Annotated in this window: 15 protein-coding genes and 3 pseudogenes; 10 read left to right on the top strand and 8 right to left on the bottom strand. The window is 70.4% G+C overall.

Annotated elements, in window-relative coordinates:
* The first annotated feature begins 455 nt into the window (after positions 1-455).
* The 3 genes and pseudogenes from KIS93_RS56365 to KIS93_RS69410 all read left to right on the top strand — a co-directional run.
* Positions 456-1250 (top strand): DsbA family protein, encoded by a 795-nt coding sequence (locus tag KIS93_RS56365; RefSeq protein WP_230466230.1) that lies wholly within the window; start codon positions 456-458, stop codon positions 1248-1250.
* 74 nt (positions 1251-1324) lie between these two features.
* A complete protein-coding gene (locus KIS93_RS56360; RefSeq protein WP_230466229.1) occupies positions 1325-1882 on the top strand; it encodes a vitamin K epoxide reductase family protein in 558 nt (185 codons plus the stop codon).
* 48 nt (positions 1883-1930) lie between these two features.
* A pseudogene (locus KIS93_RS69410) lies at positions 1931-2065 on the top strand (acetyl-coenzyme A synthetase N-terminal domain-containing protein); the annotation flags it as partial.
* Between the two features lie 16 nt (positions 2066-2081).
* On the opposite strand, the gene KIS93_RS66805 reads toward KIS93_RS69410, so the two are convergent.
* Positions 2082-2309: a hypothetical protein gene (locus tag KIS93_RS66805; protein ID WP_186405122.1), complete on the bottom strand. Its 228-nt coding sequence runs from the start codon at positions 2307-2309 to the stop codon at positions 2082-2084.
* Here KIS93_RS66805 and KIS93_RS56345 point away from each other — a divergent pair.
* Positions 2308-3075, top strand: coding sequence for an MFS transporter (locus KIS93_RS56345; protein ID WP_329607733.1), 768 nt, complete (start codon positions 2308-2310; stop codon positions 3073-3075). The genes KIS93_RS66805 and KIS93_RS56345 overlap by 2 nt on opposite strands.
* A 31-nt stretch (positions 3076-3106) precedes the next feature.
* On the opposite strand, the gene KIS93_RS56340 is transcribed toward KIS93_RS56345, so the two are convergent.
* The 7 genes and pseudogenes from KIS93_RS56340 to pflB form a co-directional block, all read right to left on the bottom strand.
* Positions 3107-3859 carry a sigma 54 modulation/S30EA ribosomal C-terminal domain-containing protein gene (locus tag KIS93_RS56340; protein WP_080039323.1) on the bottom strand — a complete coding sequence of 251 codons (753 nt, stop codon included), beginning with the start codon at positions 3857-3859 and terminating at the stop codon, positions 3107-3109.
* 118 nt (positions 3860-3977) lie between these two features.
* A complete protein-coding gene (gene narI, locus KIS93_RS56335) occupies positions 3978-4691 on the bottom strand; it encodes a respiratory nitrate reductase subunit gamma (RefSeq protein ID WP_080039322.1) in 714 nt (237 codons plus the stop codon).
* Positions 4688-5296 (bottom strand): nitrate reductase molybdenum cofactor assembly chaperone, encoded by a 609-nt coding sequence (gene narJ / locus KIS93_RS56330; RefSeq protein ID WP_080039321.1) that lies wholly within the window; start codon positions 5294-5296, stop codon positions 4688-4690. The genes narI and narJ overlap by 4 nt, the downstream gene beginning before the upstream one ends.
* Positions 5293-6926, bottom strand: a pseudogene (gene narH / locus KIS93_RS56325) (nitrate reductase subunit beta). Before narH ends, narJ begins: the two are co-directional and overlap by 4 nt.
* A pseudogene (locus KIS93_RS56320) lies at positions 6926-10140 on the bottom strand (nitrate reductase subunit alpha). The pseudogenes narH and KIS93_RS56320 overlap by 1 nt, the downstream one beginning before the upstream one ends.
* Positions 10141-10872: 732 nt before the next feature.
* Complete coding sequence (gene pflA, locus KIS93_RS56315) at positions 10873-11598, bottom strand: pyruvate formate-lyase-activating protein (protein WP_080039320.1); 726 nt, start codon at positions 11596-11598, stop codon at positions 10873-10875.
* A 10-nt stretch (positions 11599-11608) separates the two neighbouring features.
* Positions 11609-13849: a formate C-acetyltransferase gene (gene pflB / locus KIS93_RS56310; protein ID WP_080039319.1), complete on the bottom strand. Its 2241-nt coding sequence runs from the start codon at positions 13847-13849 to the stop codon at positions 11609-11611.
* Positions 13850-14022: 173 nt separating this feature from the next.
* Here pflB and KIS93_RS56305 point away from each other — a divergent pair, with 173 nt between their 5' ends.
* The 6 genes from KIS93_RS56305 to KIS93_RS56280 are packed head-to-tail and all read left to right on the top strand — an operon-like array spanning position 14023 to position 19806.
* Entirely contained in the window at positions 14023-15372 is a 1350-nt protein-coding gene (locus KIS93_RS56305; protein WP_080039318.1) for an amino acid permease, read from the top strand.
* Positions 15369-16544, top strand: coding sequence for an arginine deiminase (locus tag KIS93_RS56300; RefSeq protein ID WP_080039317.1), 1176 nt, complete (start codon positions 15369-15371; stop codon positions 16542-16544). Before KIS93_RS56305 ends, KIS93_RS56300 begins: the two co-directional genes overlap by 4 nt.
* Positions 16541-17470, top strand: a complete 930-nt coding sequence (gene argF / locus KIS93_RS56295; protein WP_080039316.1) for an ornithine carbamoyltransferase — start codon at positions 16541-16543, stop codon at positions 17468-17470. Before KIS93_RS56300 ends, argF begins: the two co-directional genes overlap by 4 nt.
* On the top strand, positions 17467-18423 hold the full coding sequence (locus tag KIS93_RS56290; RefSeq protein WP_080039315.1) for a carbamate kinase: 957 nt from the start codon (positions 17467-17469) through the stop codon (positions 18421-18423). Before argF ends, KIS93_RS56290 begins: the two co-directional genes overlap by 4 nt.
* Positions 18424-18466: 43 nt before the next feature.
* A complete protein-coding gene (locus KIS93_RS56285) occupies positions 18467-19306 on the top strand; it encodes a universal stress protein (RefSeq protein ID WP_080039314.1) in 840 nt (279 codons plus the stop codon).
* Positions 19303-19806: a CBS domain-containing protein gene (locus KIS93_RS56280; RefSeq protein ID WP_080039313.1), complete on the top strand. Its 504-nt coding sequence runs from the start codon at positions 19303-19305 to the stop codon at positions 19804-19806. The genes KIS93_RS56285 and KIS93_RS56280 overlap by 4 nt, the downstream gene beginning before the upstream one ends.
* The last annotated feature ends 45 nt before the right edge of the window (positions 19807-19851 follow it).

The following is a 19851-nucleotide window of genomic DNA, read 5'->3' as shown; positions in this document are numbered from 1 at the left end:
CCCTGTTCGCCGGCGGCGACGGCCCGCGGGGTGTCGGCGTCGCTGTTCAGTCAGCCTCTCGATCTCCCGGACAGTGAGCACCGCGGCGAGTCCACCGGGACACCCGGGCACCTGCAGATGCTGCTGCGGCTGGGGTACGGCCCGCCGGTGCTCGCCGTGCCGCGGCGCCCCCTCCATGAAGTCTTCAACACCCGGCTATAACGGAGTGAATCGCTCCGGCCGCGGTGGAGACCCAGGTGTGCCTGAGGACCGTCTCCATGCTTCCCTATCCAGGCACGTGCCGGATCACTGATCGCTCGCAGCGACGTCCGATACAGGACCAAGGTCCACAGGGTTGGGACCTTTGGCCCGGGTGCGGGTGCGACGGCGTGCTCCAAGCTGGACGGCGAGCGTCAGCAAGAGGCATCCACCCAAGGCCGAGCGCCGTTAAGAAGTGGTGACGACGTGATGGTCGCGTGGCGCTCGATCTTTCATCCAGCGAGGAAAACGAGGCCATGAGCACCGAGGCACGAATCAAGTCCCGCGAGCTACGCAACGCCCGGGCCGCCGCCGAGCGGCGCAGGGCGAAGCGCACTCGCCTGATCGCCTCCGGCGGCGGGCTGATCATAGTAGGCCTGCTGGTCGCCATCGTGATCAGCTTGATCAACGCGGCGGCCAACGACGTCTCCTCGGCGGCGCAGAGAGGCAAGGCGCCAGCGATCGCGACGGACGGCGGGGCGCTGGCCCTGGGCAACGCGGCCGCGCCGGTGAAGCTCGAGGTCTACCTTGACTACATGTGCCCATACTGCGGGCGCTTCGAGCAGGCCAACAGCAGTGAGCTGGACCGGATGGTGGCCGACGGAACGGTGCGGCTGGAGCTGTACCCGCTGTCGTTCCTGGATCGGGCGTCCAGCGGTACGAAGTACTCCACGCGGGCGGCCAACGCCATCGCCACCGTCGCCGACCTGGCGCCCGGCAAGGTTCTGGCGCTCAACACGGCGCTGTTCGCCAATCAGCCCGAGGAGGGGAGCCGCGGCCTGTCCGACGAGGAGATCGCCACGCTGGCCCGTAATGCCGGGGTGCCGGCGGACGTGGTGGCCGCCTTCGCCGGCCGCGGCTTCGAGCCGTGGGTCGCGACCTCGACGCAGGCGGTGTTCAACGCGGGGATCTCGGGCACGCCGACCGTGAAGATCAACGGCAAGGTGTTCGAGGGCGACCTCTACACTGCGGGCGCCTTGGCCGCGGCCGTGACCGCGGCCAAGGGCCAGTAGTGGTGCCGACTGTGACCACGGTCCTTCCTCGGCTGCACGCTCTTCGCCACTCCAACGCGTGGATCTTCGGAACCATGCTGTTCTCGGCATGCCTCAGCCTGACCGCGTCCTTCGTGCTGTCGATCGACGCGGTGCGCCTGGCGGCCGACCCGGGCGCGGACCTGTCCTGCAACATCAACAGCGTCATCAGCTGCGGCACGGTTGGCAGCTCCTGGCAGGCGCACCTGTTCGGCTTCCCGAACGCCTTCCTGGGCATGGTGGCCGAGCCGGTCGTGATCACCATCGCGGTGGCGAGCCTGGGCCGGGTGCGGTTCCCGGGCTGGTTCATGTTCGCCGCGCAAGTGGTCTACACCCTCGGCCTGATCTTCGCGTACTGGCTGTTCTACCAGTCCATGTACGTGATCGGCGCACTGTGCCCGTGGTGCCTGCTGGTGACCGTGTCCACCACGCTGGTGTGGTCGACCCTGACGCACGTGAACGTCCGCGACGGCAACCTGTTCCTGCCCCGGCGCGTGCAGTCGGCACTGACCAGGATCATCGACGCCGACCTCGACGCCATCGCCGTCACTATCTGGATCCTGATCCTGGTCCTGGCCGTCGTGCTCAAGTACGGCTGGCCACTGTTCGGATAGCCCCAGCGCGCCGACCACCCTCGGGGCTCTCAGCCACAGTGAGCATGTCTGCAGGCGTGCCGCGCCACGGAGCTGTACGCGCGTGCCGAGGCCGACCGGAATGCGTTCTGGGCCGAACAGGCCGCGTTACCGGCCTGGGACAACCCATGGACACATGGTCTGGACTGGTCCAACCTCCCGTTCGCCCGCTGGCTGCCGGTCAGTTCACCGTCTGCGGCTCGTGGAAACGCAGTTCCTGCTGGTCGCGGCCGTGCCAGTCGAGCCAGTTCCAGCGGCCGAAGGCGGCAAACAGCGCACCTGTGCCGCCGAGGCCCCGACGCCCTGTCATGTTGGTGTACGCGTCGGCCTGGGTATCCGAGACGGTGAGGGTGCCCGTTTTCGCGTCGCACCGGCGTGGGTTGGCGGTGGGGATCTTCGGCGCGGGCATGGGAGGCACCGCCATCAGCGCGCTAACTACAGTCGGGCTGGTCGAGAGCGGTGGCCCGGCCACCCCGTTCGTCATCACGGCGATCGCGCTGGCGCTCTACGCGATCGTCTCGTGGCTGGTTCTGCGTGATGCGCCTGGGCGGAGTGTGGCGGAACGATCACTGATCGCGCGGCTGGCGGCCACGGTGAGGTTGCCGATCACGTGGCAGGCGTGCCTGCTGTACGCCGTCGCCTTCGGCGGCTACGTTGCCTTCTCCGTCTACCTGCCGGCCTACTTGCAGACCGGGTACGGCTTGGAGCAGGCGGACGCCGCCTACCGGATGGCCGGGTTCGTGGTGCTGGCGGTGCTGATGCGGCCGCTGGGAGGGTGGCTGTCAGACCGGGTCGGTCCGGTGCGGGTGCTGGCCGGGGTGTTCGTCGTGGTCGCCGTCATGGCGGCGGTCCAGGCGCTGACGCCCGTCCTGATGCCGGTCGGCACGGTGGCGTTTCTGTCCATGGCGGCGGCGCTCGGCGCGGGCAGCGGCGCCACGTTCGCGCTCGTCGCCCTAGTCGCCCCGGCCGACAAGGTGGGCTCGGTCACCGGGCTGGTCGGTGCGGCCGGCGGGCTGGGCGGGTTCGTGCCGCCGCTGGTCATGGGGTTCATCTACGGCAGGCTCGGCTCGTACGGGCTCGGTCTGGGCCTGCTCGCTCTCACTGCCGCGCTGGCGGTCGTGCTGACCTTGACCGCGGTGCGGGCCTTGGCCTCCCAGCACGTCTCCGTTGACTGATGATGCTGGACGACCGCGGCCCGAAGGGGTGTCAGGCGCCGTGGACGGTGCTGAGCAGGCCGTAGTTACCGTCGTCACGCCGGTAGACGAGGCGGCCCTCGCCGGTGGCGGTGTCGGCGAAGAAGACGAACGGCCATTCGGTCAGCTCCAGTCGCTCGACGGCTTCGTCCAGGGTGAGCTGGGCGGCGGGAGACGGGCTGATGGAGATCGCCGCGCAGGTCGGCGCCGGCAGGTCCGGCGCGGGCGCGAGCTGGGCGAGCCGGTAGCCGCCGTCGGTGCGATAGACGACGCTGTCCTGACCCGTCATCTCCTCGACGAACAACAGGAAGTCGTAACCGAGCCGCTCCATGTCGACGACCGCCTCGTCGGGCACTGTGCGGTCCGCCGCGAGCCGCCGCACGACCCGGGGCTCGTCGCTGGTGCTGTCGGCCTGGCGCTGCCGGTGATGGTGTCCCCGCTGGTTCTTCCAGCCCCGGGTGCTCTCCAGCAGCCGCATCCGCAGCCGGTCGCGGAGCCCGTGGATGGCCGCCCGCGTGGAGACGGCGCTGGCCTGGGCTCTGATGAGCCGTCCCTGGACGTTCAGCACGGCCTGCGCCGTCCACCGCCGCGCCGCGAGCCCAGGCGTGGTGGCGAGCGTGATCTTCGCGTCCAGCACCGGTTCGTGCGCCAGCCTGGCCAGCTCCGCCATGGTCTGCCTGGCCTGCAGGACGTCGGCGGCGTTGATCCCGCCACGGACCTTGACGTGAACGTCGGCGGGATCGAGAGCGATGGGCCTGTGCCTCATGCGAGCACCTTCTTCGCATCCGTTGCTGATGCCTCCACCCTCTGACCAGCACGGACCCTGCTGCCAGGGACTTTCGGCCCAATCGGTGAGGACCTTGGGACAGATGGGACCAAAAGTGTCAGCGGGACGGCTCCCAGCCGCGCCTTGTGGCGGGGCGGCCCTCGTCCCTGCTGCGGTAGACGATGTACGGCCGCGTGAGATATCCGACAGGTGCGGTGAGCATGTGCACCAGCCGGGTGAACGGCCAGATCGCGAACAGCACCAGCGCACTGAGTGCGTGCAGCTGGAACAGCGGCGGCGCGCCCGCCATCAGCATGGGTTCCGGCTGGAAGAAAAAGATCGACCGGAACCAGGGTGAGACGGTGGTGCGGTAGTCGTAGCCGCCTCCGGTGATGTTGGCCAGGACGGTGGCGGCCAGGCCGAGGGCGATGGTGAGGGCCAGGACCGCGTACATCAGCTTGTCGTTGCGGGTGGTGGCGGTGAAGACGGGGCCGACGGTGCGGCGGCGGTAGATGAGGATGGCCAGGCCGCCCACCGTGGCGACGCCCGCGATGGTGCCGAGCACGACCGCGGACAGGTGGTAGAGCTCCTGGCTGATCCCGAGGGCTTCGGTCCAGCTCTTGGGGATGACCAGGCCGCCGACGTGGCCGAGGGCCACGACGAGGATGCCGAAGTGGAACAGCGGGCTGCCGACGCGCAGCAGCCGCGATTCGTACATCTGGGATGAGCGGGTGGTCCAGCCGAACTTGTCGTAGCGGTAGCGCCAGACGTGGCCGAGCACGAACACGGTCAGCGCCACGTACGGGAGCACCACCCACAGCAGGACGCTCATCGGCCCGCCTCCATGATCGCGTAGGGTTCCAGGCCGACGGCTTCGGCGGGCGGCCCTTCGGCGGCCAGCCGCAGTGCGGCCTCCTGCTCGCGCGCGCCGGCCGGGGGCAGCGTGGCCAGCACGGCGGCGACCACGTCGGCGTAGGGCGAGCGTTCCTCCTCCAGCGCCGCGCGCAGCACCTCCACGCCCGCCCGGTGCTCCAGCAGCAGCCGCCGGGCCTCGCGGACCGCGCCGCGCGCCGACAGCTCGCACACCACGGCCAGGTGGTCGGGCAGCTCGCCATCGGCGAGCTCGAAGCCCGCCGTCTTCAGCGCGTGCTTGAAGCGCAGCAGGGCGGCGCCGCGCTTGCGGGTGTCGCCGTAGGCGTAGTAGGTGAGGTAGGGGCAGCAGCGGCGCTTCAGGTCGAACGTCGCCACGTAGTGGGCTGCCAGTTCGGCGGGAGACGCGGCGGCGACGTGGTGGAGGAAGGCCGACAGCCGCTCGCGCGCCTCGCCCGCCGGCAGCCCGCGCACCGCCTCGCACAGCACGCCGAGCCCGTCGTGCAGCCGCTCGTCGGGGTAGCCGAGCAGCACCGAGGCCACCATGTGCAGGGTGCGCACACTCATTTCCGCTTCCTCTTGGGGAACAGGCCGTCCGGAGTGCCCTTGCCGTCCCAGTTGAGCAGGTTGACGCGGCCGCGCAGCTCGTCGGCGTCGTCCAGGTTCTCGCCGGTCTGGCGTTCGCGCAGGGCGTGGAAGTTCTCCACCGCCACCGGGGCGGGCAGGCCGGAGGCCTCGCCGAACGGGCCGGTCATGCCGGGGCCGCCGTCGTAGTCGAGGCTGCAGCCCAGCTCCTCCAGCTGCGCGCCCTGCTCGGTATGGGCCTTGGGGATGACGTACCGCTCGGCGTAGGGCGCGAGGGCCAGCAGGCGGTGCATGCCCTCGACCTGCTCGCCGCTCATCCCGACGGCAGTAGCGATCGACTCGTCCCGCTCCTGGCCGAGGTTGAGCCGGCGCATGTACGAGCGCATCGCGGCCAGCCGGCGCAGTACCGCCCGCACCGGTTCCGGGTCGCCGGCCGTGAACAGCTCGGCCAGGTAGCCGATGGGGATGCGCAGCGCGTCGATGGCGCCGAACAGGTTGCCCGCGTCCTCGCCGTCGTGCCCGTTCCGGTGAGCACGTCCACAACGGGGGACAGCGGAGGGATGTACCAGACCATGGGCATCGTCCGGTATTCCGGATGGAGTGGCAGGGCCACGCCGTACTCGAAGATCAGCCGGTGGATCGGGGACTGGCGGGCGGCGTCCAGCCAGTCCTCGGGGATGCCGGCGGCGCGGGCGGCGGCGATCACCTCGGCGTCGTTCGGATCAAGCATGACGCTCTTCTGCACCTCGTACAGATTTCGTTCGGAAGGGACGGAGGCGGCTTCGGCGACGCGGTCGGCGTCGTACAGGATGAGGCCTATGTAGCGCAGGCGCCCCACGCACGTCTCCGAGCAGATGGTCGGGATGCCGACCTCGACGCGCGGGAAGCAGAACGTGCACTTTTCCGCCTTGCCGGTGCGGTGGTTGAAGTACACCTTCTTGTACGGGCAGCCGGTCACGCACATCCGCCAGCCACGACAGCGGTCCTGGTCGACGAGCACGATGCCGTCCTCGGTCCGCTTGTACAGGGCGCCGGACGGGCAGGAGGCCACACAGGAGGGGTTGAGGCAGTGCTCGCAGATGCGTGGCAGGTAGAACATGAACGCCCGCTCGAACTCCAGCTTCACCTGGTCCGACAGCTTGCGCAGCACCGGGTCGGGCGAGGGGTCGCTGGCCAGGTCGTCGTCCCAGTTCGCGCTCCAGCTGATCTTGGTGGGCTGCCCGGTGATGAGCGAGCGGGGCCGTGCCACCGGGGTGTCGGCTTGCATGGGGGCGGAGAACAACTGGTCGTAGTCGTAGGTCCAGGGCTCGTAGTAGTCCTGGATGGAGGGCATGAGCGGGTTGGCGAAGATGGAGAAGAGCTTTCTGACCCGGCCGCCGGCCCGGAGCTTGAGCCGGCCGCGGCGGTTGAGCTCCCACCCGCCCTTCCACCGCTCCTGGTCCTGGTAGGTACGGGGGTAGCCCTGGCCGGGGCGGGTCTCGACGTTGTTGAACCAGACATATTCGGTGCCCGCCCGGTTGGTCCAGGCCTGTTTGCAGGTGACCGAGCAGGTGTGGCAGCCGATGCACTTGTCCAGGTTCATCACCATGGCGAGCTGGGCCATCACGCGCATCAGTACTCGACCTCCTGGTTGCGGCGGCGGATCACGGTGATCTCGTCGCGCTGGTTGCCGGTCAGGCCCAGGTAGTTGAAGGCGAAGCTGAGCTGGGCGTAGCCGCCGATCAGGTGCGTGGGTTTGATCAGCAGCCGGGTGAGGGAGTTGTGGATGCCGCCGCGCAGGCCGGAGGTCTCGCTCTTGGGCACGTCCACCACGCGTTCCTGGGCGTGGTACATGTACACCGTGCCCTCGGGCATGCGGTGCGAGACCACCGCGCGGGCCACGACCACGCCGTTGCGGTTGACCGCCTCCACCCAGTCGTTGTCGGAGATCCCGGCTTTCGCGGCGTCGGCCGGGCTCATCCAGATCGTCGGCCCGCCTCTCGACAAGGTGAGCATGAGCAGGTTGTCCTGATACTCCGAATGGATCGACCACTTGGAGTGCGGGGTGAGGTAGCGGACGACGACGCCCTGCTCGCCGTTCCCCAGGGACGGCTCGCCGAACAGCGCGGTCATGTTCAGCGGCGGCCGGTAGACCGGCAGTGCCTCGCCGGCCTCGTGGATCCAGTCGTGGTCGAGGTAGAAGTGCTGGCGGCCGGTGAGGGTGTGCCAGGGTTTGCGGTGCTCGACGTTGATCGTGAACGGTGAGTAGCGGTGGCCGCCGCTCTCGCTGCCCGACCACTCCGGTGAGGTGATCACCGGGACGGGCCGGGCCTGGGTGTCGGCGAAGGTGATCTGCCTGTGCTCGTCGGCCAGGCCGTCGAACGACGTCCCGGTGCGCGTCGCGAGAGTGGCGAACCCCTGCGCGGCCAGGTGTCCGTTGGTGGTGCCCGACAGGGCCAGGATGGCCTCGCACAGGTCACGGTCGCGGGCCAGCGACGGGCGGCCGTTGGAGGCGGTGCCGTTCATGCGCCTGAGCCGGTCGATCTCGCCGGACACGTCGAAGGTCAGGCCCTTGGTGGTGGCGCCGAGCCGCTCCAGCAGCGGGCCGAGCGCCGCCATCTTCTCCGCCACCGCCCCGTAGTCGCGCTCCACCGTGACCACTTTCGGGAAGTCACGGCCCGGCGTCGGTGCCCGTCCCGTCGCGCGCCAGTCGTGCACCCGGCCGTGCGGGGTGGCCAGCTCGTCGGCGGTGTCGTGCAGCAGAGGGACGGCGACCAGGTCGGTGCGGGTGCCGAGGTGGGTGCGCGCCAGGTCGCTGAACGCCTCGGCGATGGCGTGGAAGGCGGCGAAGTCCGTGCGCGTCTGCCAGGGCGGGTCGATCGCCGGGGTGAAGGCGTGCACGAACGGGTGCATGTCGGTCGAGGACAGATCGTGCTTCTCGTACCAGGTGGCGGCCGGCAGCACGATGTCGGAGAACAGCGTCGTGGAGGTCATCCGGAAGTCCAGCGACAGCAGCAGGTCCAGCTTGCCGCGCGGCGCCTCCTCCGGCCAGGCCACGTCGTGCGGGCGCTGGGCGGGCGCGGCCTCCTCCGCGCGCACGGCCGAGTCCGCGCCCAGCAGGTGGCGCAGGAAGTACTCGTTGCCCTTGGCCGAGGAGCCCAGGAGGTTCGCCCGCCACACGGTCAGCACGCGCGGCCAGTTCGCGGGTGCGTCCGGGTCCTCGCAGGCGAAGCCGAGCCGACCGGCCGCGATCTCCTCGGCCACGTACGCAGCCGGGTCGGCGCCCGCCTCGTCGGCCAGGTCCAGGGGGTTGCGCTCGAACGTCGGGTACGACGGCATCCAGCCCAGCCGTGCCGACTGCGCTAGCAGGTCGGCCGTGGCCTTGCCGGTGAAGGCGCCGTCGGCGAGCGGGGAGGAGACGACGTCGGCGCTGTAGGTGTCGTAGCGCCACCGGTCGGTGTGCAGGTACCAGTAGGCGGTGCCGATCATCTGCCGGGGCGGGCGCGACCAGTCCAGCTCGAACGCGAGCTGCGCCCACCCGGTGATCGGCCGGCACTTCTCCTGGCCGACGTAATGTGCCCAGCCGCCGCCGTTGACGCCCTGGCAGCCGGTCAGCGTGGTCAGCGCCAGCATCGCCCGGTAGATCGTGTCGGAGTGGAACCAGTGGTTCGCCCCCGCCCCCATGATGATCATCGAACGGCCGCCGGACTGCTCGGCGTTCGCGGCGAACTCCCGCGCGATCCGGGCCGCCGCCGCGGCGGGCACGCCGGTGACCGCCTCCTGCCAGGCCGGGGTGTACGGCTCGGCCGCGTCGTCGTACCCCGACGGCCAGCGGCCCGGCAGCCCGTCCCGGCCCACTCCGTACTGGGCGAGCATCAGGTCGTAGACCGTGGTGACCAGGTGGTCGCCGATCCGTCGCTCCAGCACGCCGTCGCCGTGCCCGTCGAAACGCGGCAGCGCGACCGGCACCGCCTCATCGCCCAGGCAGGTCAGCAGCGGGTCCACGTCGCTGAGGTCGAGGTTCCAGCGGCCCCGCCCCTGCTCGGAGTAGCGGAAGGCGAGCGAGCCGTTCGGCACGACCGGCTCGCCGGTCCGCGCGTCCAGCAGCACCGTGGCGAACGCGCTCTCCTGCCCTTCGAGGTCCGCCGCCGTGAGGAACTTGTCCGGCACGTACGAGCCGTCCCGCTCTCGCAACCGGACCAGGAACGGCAGGTCGGTGAAGCGCTTGACGTAGCCGGTGAAGGCGGGCGTCTCACGGTCGGCGAAGAACTCCCTGAGGATCACGTGGCCCATCGCCATCGCCAGCGCGCCGTCCGTGCCCGGATGCGGGGCCAGCCACTCGTCGGCGCGTTGTAGTCGGGCGCGAGCACCACCACCTTCTGGCCGTGGTAGCGCGCCTCGGCCATGTAGTGGGCGTCCGGCGTGCGGGTGACCGGCACGTTCGAGCCCCACAGCATCAGGTACGCCGCGTCCCACCAGTCCGCCGACTCCGGCACGTCCGTCTGGTCGCCGAACACCTGGGGCGAGGCCACCGGCAGGTCGGCGTACCAGTCGTAGAACGAGAGCATCGCGCCGCCGATCAGCGAGACGAACCGGGCGCCGACCGCGTGCGAGGCCATCGACATGGCCGGGATCGGGGAGAAACCGGCCACCCGGTCGGGGCCGTAGGTCTTGATGGTGTGCACGTGCGCCGCCGCGATGATCTCGCACGCCTCGTCCCAGGTGACGCGCACCAGGCCGCCCTTACCCCGGGCGGACTGATAGCGGCGGCGTGTGTCCGGGTCCGTGGTGATCTCCGCCCACGCCTCGACCGGATCGCCCAGCCGCGCCTTGGCCTCCCGGTACATCTCCACCAGCACGCCCCGCGCGTAGGGGTAACGGACGCGGGTGGGGGAGTAGGCGTACCAGGAGAAGGCCGCGCCGCGGGGGCAGCCGCGCGGCTCGTACTCGGGCCGGTCGCCGCCGACGCTCGGATAGTCCGTCTGCTGCGCCTCCCAGGTGATGATGCCGTCCTTGACGTACACCTTCCACGAGCACGAACCCGTGCAGTTCACCCCGTGCGTGGAGCGCACCACCTTGTCGTGGCTCCACCGGTCCCGGTAGAAGGCGTCCGCCTGCCGGCCGCCGATCTGGTACAACGACCGAAGATCCGGCGAGACCGTCCCCGGCCGTAAATGCCGGCCCATTCTCAGCAGCGCGTCACTGACCGGCCCATCCATGCCCGCCATATCACTCGTCCCTGTCGCAACAAATCTGACATATCCGGTACAGGCTTTGTCTTAGCCCAATGACGGTCAGAGAAACTCCGCGCGACCCGATTCGGCCAGAAAGCGTGCTGCCGCGGGAATACCTCCACTCAGGAAGAGCAGTCCGTAAAGGTCTGGCGGACGATCTCCCACTCCTCGTCGATGGGCACGACCAGGCCGGGCACCTCGGTGCCAGCCGGGGACACCGCACGACGTGATGCCGGACCGAGGCTGGGGTCAGTCCGGGTCCACCAGCTCGTACTTGGTGAAGGAGAAGCCCGTGTTCAGGACGAGAATGAGGTCGGCCATGCCGCCGAACTCATTCGGTGGTGGTCAGACACTGGCGACGCCGTGGGCGCGGAACTGGGCGTGCACCCGGTCCAGCACTTCCTGGCCGGGCGGTTCGACGTGGGCGAGGGGGAAGCGCAGGCCGAGGCGTTCGTACTTGCCGGTGGCCATGCGGTGGAAGGGCAGCACGTCCACCCGTTCGACGTTGCCGAGCCCGCTCACGAAGCGGGCCAGGCCGTCCACATTCTCGGGCGCGTCCGTCAGGCCGGGGACCAGCACGAACCGCACCCAGGTGGGGCGGCCCAGGTCGGCGAGGCGGCGGGCGAAGCGCAGCGTGGGCTCCACCGGGCCGCCGGTGACGCGGCGGTAGGTGGCCGGGTCGTAGGACTTGATGTCGAGCAGCACCAGGTCGGTGTCGGCGAGCATCGCGTCGGTGGCGCGGACGCCGAGCAGGCCGCTGGTGTCCAGGGCGGTGTGCAGGCCGGCCATGTGGCAGCGGCGCAGCAGCTCGCCGGTGAAGCGGGGTTGCAGCAGCGGCTCGCCGCCGCTGATCGTCACCCCGCCGCCGGCCACGGAGATGAACCGCTGGTATTTCCCGATCTCGGCCATGATCTGGCCGGTGGTGACCTGGCGGCCGTCGCGCATCCGCCAGGTCTCCGGGTTCTGGCAGTACTGGCAGCGCAGCGGGCAGCCGGCGGTGAAGACCACGAAGCGGGTGCCGGGGCCGTCCACGCCGACGGACAGGTCCCAGGAGCTGACGGAACCGTTCATCGCGGGCCGTTCACAGCGAGCCGTGGAAGGTGCGGTTGACGACGTCGCGCTGCTGGTCGGGGGTGAGGCGGACGAAGTTGACCGCGTAGCCGGAGACGCGGACGGTGAGCTGCGGGTAGCGGTCGGGGTGCTCCATGGCGTCCAGCAGCACGGCGCGGGTGAGCACGTTGACGTTCATGTGGAAACCGCCGGCGTCGAAGTAGCCGTCCAGCACCCCGGCCAGATTCGCGACGCGTTCCTCCGGGGTGCGGCCGAGCCCGTCGGGGGTGACGGTGTTGGTCAGGGAGATGCCGTCGAGGGCCTGGTCGTAGGGAAGCTTGGCGATCGAGAGGGCGGAGGCGATCATGCCGTGACGGTCGCGGCCGTTCATCGGGTTGGCACCCGGAGCGAACGGCTCGCCGGCGCGGCGGCCGTCCGGGGTGTTGCCGGTGTGCTTGCCGTAGACCACGTTCGAGGTGATCGTGAGGACGGACTGGGTGTGCTCGGCGTCCCGGTACGTGCGGTGCTGGCGGATCTTGGCCATGAAGGAACGGACGAGCTCGACGGCGATGGCGTCGGCGCGGTCGTCGTTGTTGCCGTAGGCGGGGAACTCGCCCTCGATCTCATAATTGACGGCCAGGCCGCTCTCGTCCCGGACGACCCTGACCTTCGCGTGCTTGATGGCCGATAGGCTGTCGGCGGCCACGGACAGCCCGGCGATGCCGCAGGCGAGGGTGCGCTTGACGGGGTGGTCGTGCAGGGCCATCTCCAGGCGCTCGTACGCGTACTTGTCGTGCATGTAGTGGATGGTGTTGAGCGCGTTGACGTAGGTGCGGGCCAGCCAGTCCAGCATCCGGTCGAAGGCGGCGGCGACCTGCTCGTAGTCGAGGACCTCACCGGTGATCGGCGGGTGGGCGGGGCCGACCTGGGTACCGGTGAGTTCGTCGCGGCCGCCGTTGATCGCGTACAGGAGGGTCTTGGCCAGGTTGACGCGGGCGCCGAAGAACTGCATCTGCCGGCCGACCGGGGCGGCCGACACGCAGCAGGCGATCGCGGCGTCGTCGCCGAGGCGGGGGCGCATCAGCTCGTCGCTCTCGTACTGGATGGCGCTGGTCTCGATCGACAGGGCGGCGCAGAAGTGCTTGAACGGCTCGGGCAGGCGCGGCGACCAGAACACGGTCAGGTTCGGCTCGGGGGCGGGGCCGAGGTTGCGCAGCGTCTGCAGGTAGCGGAAGCTCGTGCGGGTCACCAGGGGACGGCCGTCCTCGCTGAGGCCGCCGATCGACTCGGTCACCCAGGTGGGGTCGCCGGAGAAGAGCTGGTCGTAGTCGGGGGTGCGCAGGAAGCGCACGATGTGCAGCTTGATGATGAGGTCATCGACGAGTTCCTGTGCCTGTTCCTCGGTGATCCGGCCTTCGGCGAGGTCGCGTTCCAGGTAGATGTCCAGGAACGTGGAGGTGCGGCCGAGCGACATCGCGGCCCCGTTCTGCTCCTTGATCGCGGCCAGGTAGGCGAAGTACAGCCACTGCACCGCCTCCTGCGCGGTGGCGGCCGGGCGGGAGACGTCGTGGCCGTAGGAGGCGGCCATCGCCTTCAGCTCGTCCAGGGCGCGGAGTTGCTCGGCCAGTTCCTCCCGGTCGCGGATCACGGCGTCGGTGGCGTCGGCGTCGTCCAGCGCGCGCAGTTCGACCTGCTTGGCCTCGATGAGCCGGTCCACGCCGTACAGGGCGACGCGGCGGTAGTCGCCGATGATGCGGCCGCGGCCGTAGGCGTCGGGCAGGCCGGTGATGATGCCGGCCTTGCGCGCACGCCGGATCTCCGGCGTGTAGGCGTCGAACACGCCCTCGTTGTGGGTTTTGCGGTACTTGGTGAAGATCTCCTTCACCCGTGGGTCGAGCTTGTGGCCGTAGGCTGCCAGGCCGTTCTCCACCATGCGCAGCCCGCCCGCGGGCATGATCGCCCGCTTCAGTGGCGCGTCGGTCTGCAGGCCGACGATCAGCTCACGCTCGCGGTCGATGTAGCCGGGCGCGTGCGCGGTGATGGACGACGGCGTCGCCGCGTCCACGTCATAGATGCCGCGCCGCCGCTCCTCGGGGAAGAGCGCGCTCACCCTTGCCCAAACAGCCCGCGTGCGCTCGGTCGGGCCGGACAGGAAGTCCGCGCCGCCGCTGTAGGGCGTGTAGTTGGCCTGGATGAACGCCCGGATATCCACCTTGTCGCGCCAGGCCTTGCCTTGAAAGCCACGCCACGCCTCGCCCGCGATCGCCGTCATGGTTCCCCCTTCGTATCGGATGTCCGCTTTCACCCTCCTTGATCTGAGCGGCGATCACGGCGGTCGAAAGGCACCTCCCGAGAGGACCAAGGTCAGCAGGATGGAGGACGTCAGCCTCCGTACCTGCGGCGACGGTGCTGATGTGCTGGTCATGATCCTGGAAGGAGGACATCATGTCCGTCACGCCGCTGCCACGACGCCGCAAGCTGGGTCCGTTGATGGCGACCGCGCTGGTCGTCGGCAACATGATCGGATCAGGGGTGTTCTTGCTGCCCGCTTCACTTGCGGCGTTCGGCTCGGCGAGCCTGGTGGCCTGGGTGCTGACCGCGACCGGTGCGCTGCTGCTGGCGCTGGTCTTCGCCCGCCTCGGCCGCGCCTACCCCAGGACCGGCGGCCCGTACGCCTACGCCCGCCGCGCCTTCGGCGACTTCGTCGGCTTCCAGACCGCCTGGGGCTACTGGATCGCGGTCTGGGTCGGCAACGCCGCCATCGCCGTCGCCTTTGTCAGTTACCTCGGCTACTTCTGGCCCGCCCTCGGCGACACCGCGCTGCTCGCGGCAGGCGTCGCGCTGGCGGCGATCTGGCTGTTGACCGCGGTCAACGTGCGCGGGGTCCGGCAGGGCGGCTGGATCCAGGCCGTCACGACCGTCGCCAAGCTGCTGCCGCTGGTCGCGCTGGCCGTGGCTGCGCCGTTCTTCATCGACGCCGGCGACTTCACCCCGTTCAACCCCAGCGGCCAGAGCACGTTCGGCGCCGTCAGCGCCGCCGCGTCCCTGACGTTGTGGGCGTTCATCGGTATCGAGTCGGCCACCGTCCCGGCCGAGGACGTCGAGAACCCCGAGCGGACGATCCCGCGCGCCACCGTCATCGGCACCATCGTCACCGCCGCCGTCTACATCCTCGGCACCGTCGCCGTCTTCGCCGCCGTTCCCCGGCAGGTGCTGGTGGACTCCACCGCCCCGTTCGCGGACGCCGCCGCGGTCATGTTCGGCGACTGGGCCGGCACCGCGGTCGCGATCGGTGCCATCGTCAGCGCGTTCGGCGCGCTCAACGGCTGGATCCTGCTCCAAGGGCAGGTGCCGCTGGCCGCCGCCCGCGACGGGCTGTTCCCGAAGGTGTTCGCCAGGGTGTCACGCTGGGGCACCCCCGCCGTCGGGCTGATCGTCTCCAGCGTGCTGGTGACCGCCTTGATGCTGCTCAACTACAACGCGAGCCTGGTCGAGCAGTTCAACTTCGTGATCCTGCTGGCCACGCTCACCACGCTCATCCCGTACGCGTACGCGGCGATGGCCCAGCTCATGCTCATGTTCACCGATCGCGAACGCTTCTCCGGCAGGCGGCTGGCGCTGGACGGCACGGTCGCGGTCCTGGCGTTCGCGTACACGCTGTGGACCATCGCCGGCTCGGGCTACGAGGTCGTCTACAAGGGCACCCTGCTGCTGCTCGCCGGCATCCCCGTCTACGTGTGGCTCAAGCACCGCGACCACCACGACACCGCCGAGATCACCAGGAAGGCGGCATGACCGTGTTCCACGTCGACAGCGAGGCCGGCCCGCTCCGGCAGGTCATCCTGCACCGGCCGGGGCTGGAGCTGATGCGGCTGACCCCCACCAACTGCGACGAGCTGCTCTTCGACGACGTGCTCTGGGTCAAACGTGCCCGGCAGGAGCACGACGCCTTCGCCGACACGCTGCGCGAGCGCGGGGTGACCGTTCACCTGTTCGACGAGCTGCTCACCGAGACCCTCAAGCACGATGAGGCCCGGACGTGGGTGCTGGATCGCGTCGTCACCGAGCCCGCCTTCGGCCCCACGCTCGCCCCGCCGCTGCGCGAGGCGCTGGAGGCGATGCCGGCCGACACCCTCACCCGCCACCTCGTCGGCGGCCTGACCCGGCGCGAGCTCGGCATGCACGCCGACAGCCTGCGCCTGGCCGGGCTGGGCGAGGACGACTTCGTCCTGGCGCCGCTGCCGAACCACCTGTTCACCCGCGACGCCTCGGCCTGGATCTACGGCGGGGTGTCCCTGCACCCGATGGCCAAGCCCGCCCGCCGCCGCGAGACCACCCACGTGGCCGCCGTCTACGCCTTCCATCCCATGTTCGCCGACCAGGCTCCGGTCTGGTACCCGGCCGAGGCCGAGCAGCCCGCCAGTATCGAGGGCGGCGACATCCACGTCGTCGGCGACGGTGCCGTCCTGGTGGGGATGAGCGAGCGCACCACCCCGCAGGCGATCGAACTGCTGGCCCGACGGTTGTTCGAGGCCGGCGCCGCCGACCGGGTGATCGCCGCCGCCCTGCCGTCCAAGCGGGCGTTCATGCACCTGGACACCGTTATGACGATGGTCGACCGGGGCGTCTTCGTGGTCTATCCCGAGCTGCCGCCGCTGCGCTCGTTCACCCTCACGCCCGGCCTGCGGGTGCGCGAGAACGACGATCTGTTCGCCGCGCTCGGCGCGGCGCATGTCCTGCGCGCCGAGCAGGACGTGTGGGCCGCCGAGCGCGAGCAGTGGGACGACGGCACCAACGTGCTCGCCATCGCGCCCGGCGTGGTCGTCGCCTACGAACGCAACGTCACCACCAACACCATGCTCCGCAAGAACGGCATCGAGGTCATCATCATCGCCGGCGCCGAGCTCGGCCGAGGCCGCGGCGGACCGCGCTGCATGAGCTGCCCCATCGAGAGGAACCCCCTGTGAAAGACCTGCTGCGCATCGCCGACCTCACCGAACACGATCTCGCCTACCTTCTCGATCGGGCCGAACACCTCAAGCGCCACCCCGGCGCCGCCGGCGACCCCCTGGACGGACAGACGGTGCTGCTCTACTTCGCCAAACCCTCCACCCGCACCCGCGTCTCCACCGAGACCGCCGTGGTGCGCCTGGGCGGCGTGCCGCTGACCGTCGGCCCTGCCGAACTGCAGCTCGGCAGGGGCGAGACCATCGCCGACACCGCCCGCGTCATCTCCTCGTACGCCGCCGCCGTCGTGATCCGCACCTTCGACCACGACGACGTCGCCCAGTTCGCCCGATCCGCCGAGGTCCCGGTGATCAACGCGCTCACCGACTCCCACCACCCCCTCCAGGCACTCGCCGACCTGCTCACGCTGCGCGAGCACTTCGGCGACCCGCGCGGGCGCAGACTGGCCTACGTCGGCCCGGCCACCAACGTCACCCACAGCCTCATGGAGGCCACCGCGCTGGCAGGGATCTCCCTGGCGGTGGCCACCCCGGACGCCTACCGGCCGGACCCTCAGGTCGAGGCGATGGCCCGGAAGATCTCCACCGGCGGGGAACTGCTCATCACCGAAGACCCCTACGAAGCGGTCCGGGACGCGGACGCCGTCTACACCGACGTGTGGCTGTCCATGGGCGATCCCCAGCAGGAGAAGGCCGCCAGGATCGCCGCGCTCACCCCGTACCGCGTCACCCCTGGTCTGATGGCGGCGGCCGCATCCGGCGCGATCTTCCTGCACTGCCTACCCGCCCACCGCGGCGGGGAGGTCGCCGCGGAGGTCATCGACGGCCCCGCCTCCCAGGTGTTCCTCCAGGCCGCCAACCGGCTGCCCACCGCTCAGGCGGTCCTGGAAGCGCTGTTCGGCCGCACTCTGGCAGGCGCGCGGTGAGGATCGTCATCGCGCTCGGCGGCAACGCGCTGCTGCACCGCGGCGAGCGTGCCGACGCGGCCACGCAGATCCGCAACGCCGCATCCGCCGCCGAGCAGATCGCCCGCCTGGCCACCCGTCATCAGGTTCTCGTCGTGCACGGCAACGGCCCCCAGGTGGGGCTGCTGGCCGAGGAGAGCGAGCGCGATCCCACCCTGGAACGCGGCTACCCGCTCGACACGCTCGTCGCCGAGACCCAGGGCATGATCGGCTACTGGCTCGCCCAGGGCATCGGCCGCCACCTGCCGCACACGCCGGTCGCCGCGCTGGTCACCCAGGTCGCCGTGGACGCCGCCGACCCGGCCTTCGACCGGCCGGAGAAGCCCATCGGCCCCTACTACCCCCGGGCGGAGGCCGAGCGGCTCGCCGCCGAACGCGGCTGGACCTTCGTCAGGGAACGGAACGGGCACCGCCGCGTGGTGCCCTCCCCCCGGCCGGAACACGTGGTCGAGCTGCCCGTCATCGCCCGGCTGCTGGACGCCGGCACGGTCGTGATTGCCGGAGGAGGAGGCGGCGCCCCCGTCACCAGCGAGCGCGCCGGCGTGGAGGCCGTCGTGGACAAGGACGCGGTCGCCGCGCTGCTCGCCACGCGCCTCGACGCGGACCTGCTGGCCATCCTGACCGACGTGCCCTGCGTCTACGCCGGCTACGGCACGCCACACCAGCGGCCCATCACCACTGCCTCACCCGACGAGCTCGACGACGGCTCCTTCACCCCCGGCTCCATGGGCCCCAAGATCGCCGCGGCTTGCGCGTTCATCCGCGCCACCGGCCGACCGGTCGCCATCGGCGCGCTGGACGAGCTCGCACAGGTGGTCGCCGGCACCAGCGGCACTCGCATCGAGTCCCGCGAGCAGGGACGAAAGGCACAACTTCCCGGGACCTCTTCCCGCGGTGCCGCAACACCCCCTTGATCAAAACTGGGACCGGCAGTTCCGAACGACTGAGGAGAAGGCGATGACCAGGCGAATCGTGGTCGGTGTGGACGGCTCCGCCGCGGCTGCGGCGGCGGTGGAATGGGCGGCGGCCGACGCCGAGCGGCGCGGGCTGGAGCTGCGGCTCGTGCACGTGTGCGAGCAGTGGCCGCACAGCGAGAGCACGGAGTACTGCGCCGGCGCGCTGGAAGCCGCCGCTGACCTGGCGCGCGGCCTGACCGGGGGCGTCAAGGTGACGACGGACCTGCGGGCCGGGAACGTCGTCGACGAACTGATCGGCGAGTCCGTGACGGCCGGCAGCCTGGTGGTGGGCAGCCGCGGCCTCGGCGGATTCACCGGCATGGTGCTCGGCTCGGTGAGCACCGCGGTGGCCGGGCACGCCGCAGGACCGGTCGTCGTCGTCCGCGCAGCTCGCACAGCCGAGCACGGCCGCGTCGTGGTCGGCTACGACGGCTCGGAGCACGCGCGGGCGGCCATGGAGTACGCCGTCGAGCAGGCCAGGAGTCGCCGGGCCGAGCTGCACGTGGTCACGGCCTGGCAGGTGCCGTCCTTCTCGCCGTACGCCATCGGCTACGGCGAGCTGATCGAGCAGGTCATGCGGGAGGAACCGCGCGCGGCACGCGCCCTGGTCGAGCCCTGGCGTGCAGCCAACCCCGACCTGGTCGTGACCGACGAACAGCCATGCGAACACCCCGTCGCCGCCTTGACCAGAGCGGCCGAGACCGCCGACCTCGTCGTGGTCGGCTCGCGCGGGCTCGGCGGTTTCGCCTCGGCGCTGCTCGGCTCGGTCAGCCACGCCGTGCTGCACCACGCGACCTGCCCGATCGCCGTGGTCCGCCCGATCGGTAAGGAGACGTCATGACCGTCGAAGTGCTGACCGCCGGGCAGGTGATGAGCCGCGTCCTGGTCGCCGTCAAGGCGGCGGAATCGCCCCTCATGGCCTGGGAGCTGATGCGCCGCGCGGGCGTGCACCATCTGCCGGTCGTGGATGGCCGGCGCGTGCTAGGCGTCCTGACCCGTGAGGAACTGGCCGCCTCGTGGTCCGGCGGACCTCAGGAGCAATCCACCCGCCACGTCCGCGATCTGTTGGGCCGCGATCGGAGACCGCAGGTACATCCGGAGACGTCGCTGACCGCGGCGGCGGGCGTCATGCTCGACGCCGGCCTCGACGCCGTGCCGGTCGTGTCCGGTGCCGGCCTGATCGGCCTGATCACGGTCCGGGACGTGCTGGCCGCGGTCGCCGGCCGCCTCAGCCCTGCACAGCAGACCAGCGAGGTGCTGACCGGCATGTTCCACCTGGAACCCGTCCTGCCGAAGCGGACTGAACCGGTCCTGCCGGCACAGAGCTGGCGGCAGGCATGACGGGCTCCATGGCCGGCCGTCCCTTCGAACAGCGGACTTTGTCCT

The sequence above is a fragment of the [Actinomadura] parvosata subsp. kistnae genome, from assembly GCF_900323885.1.
Lineage (GTDB): Bacteria > Actinomycetota > Actinomycetes > Streptosporangiales > Streptosporangiaceae > Nonomuraea > Nonomuraea composti.
This window is presented reverse-complemented; position numbering and strand designations above follow the sequence as displayed.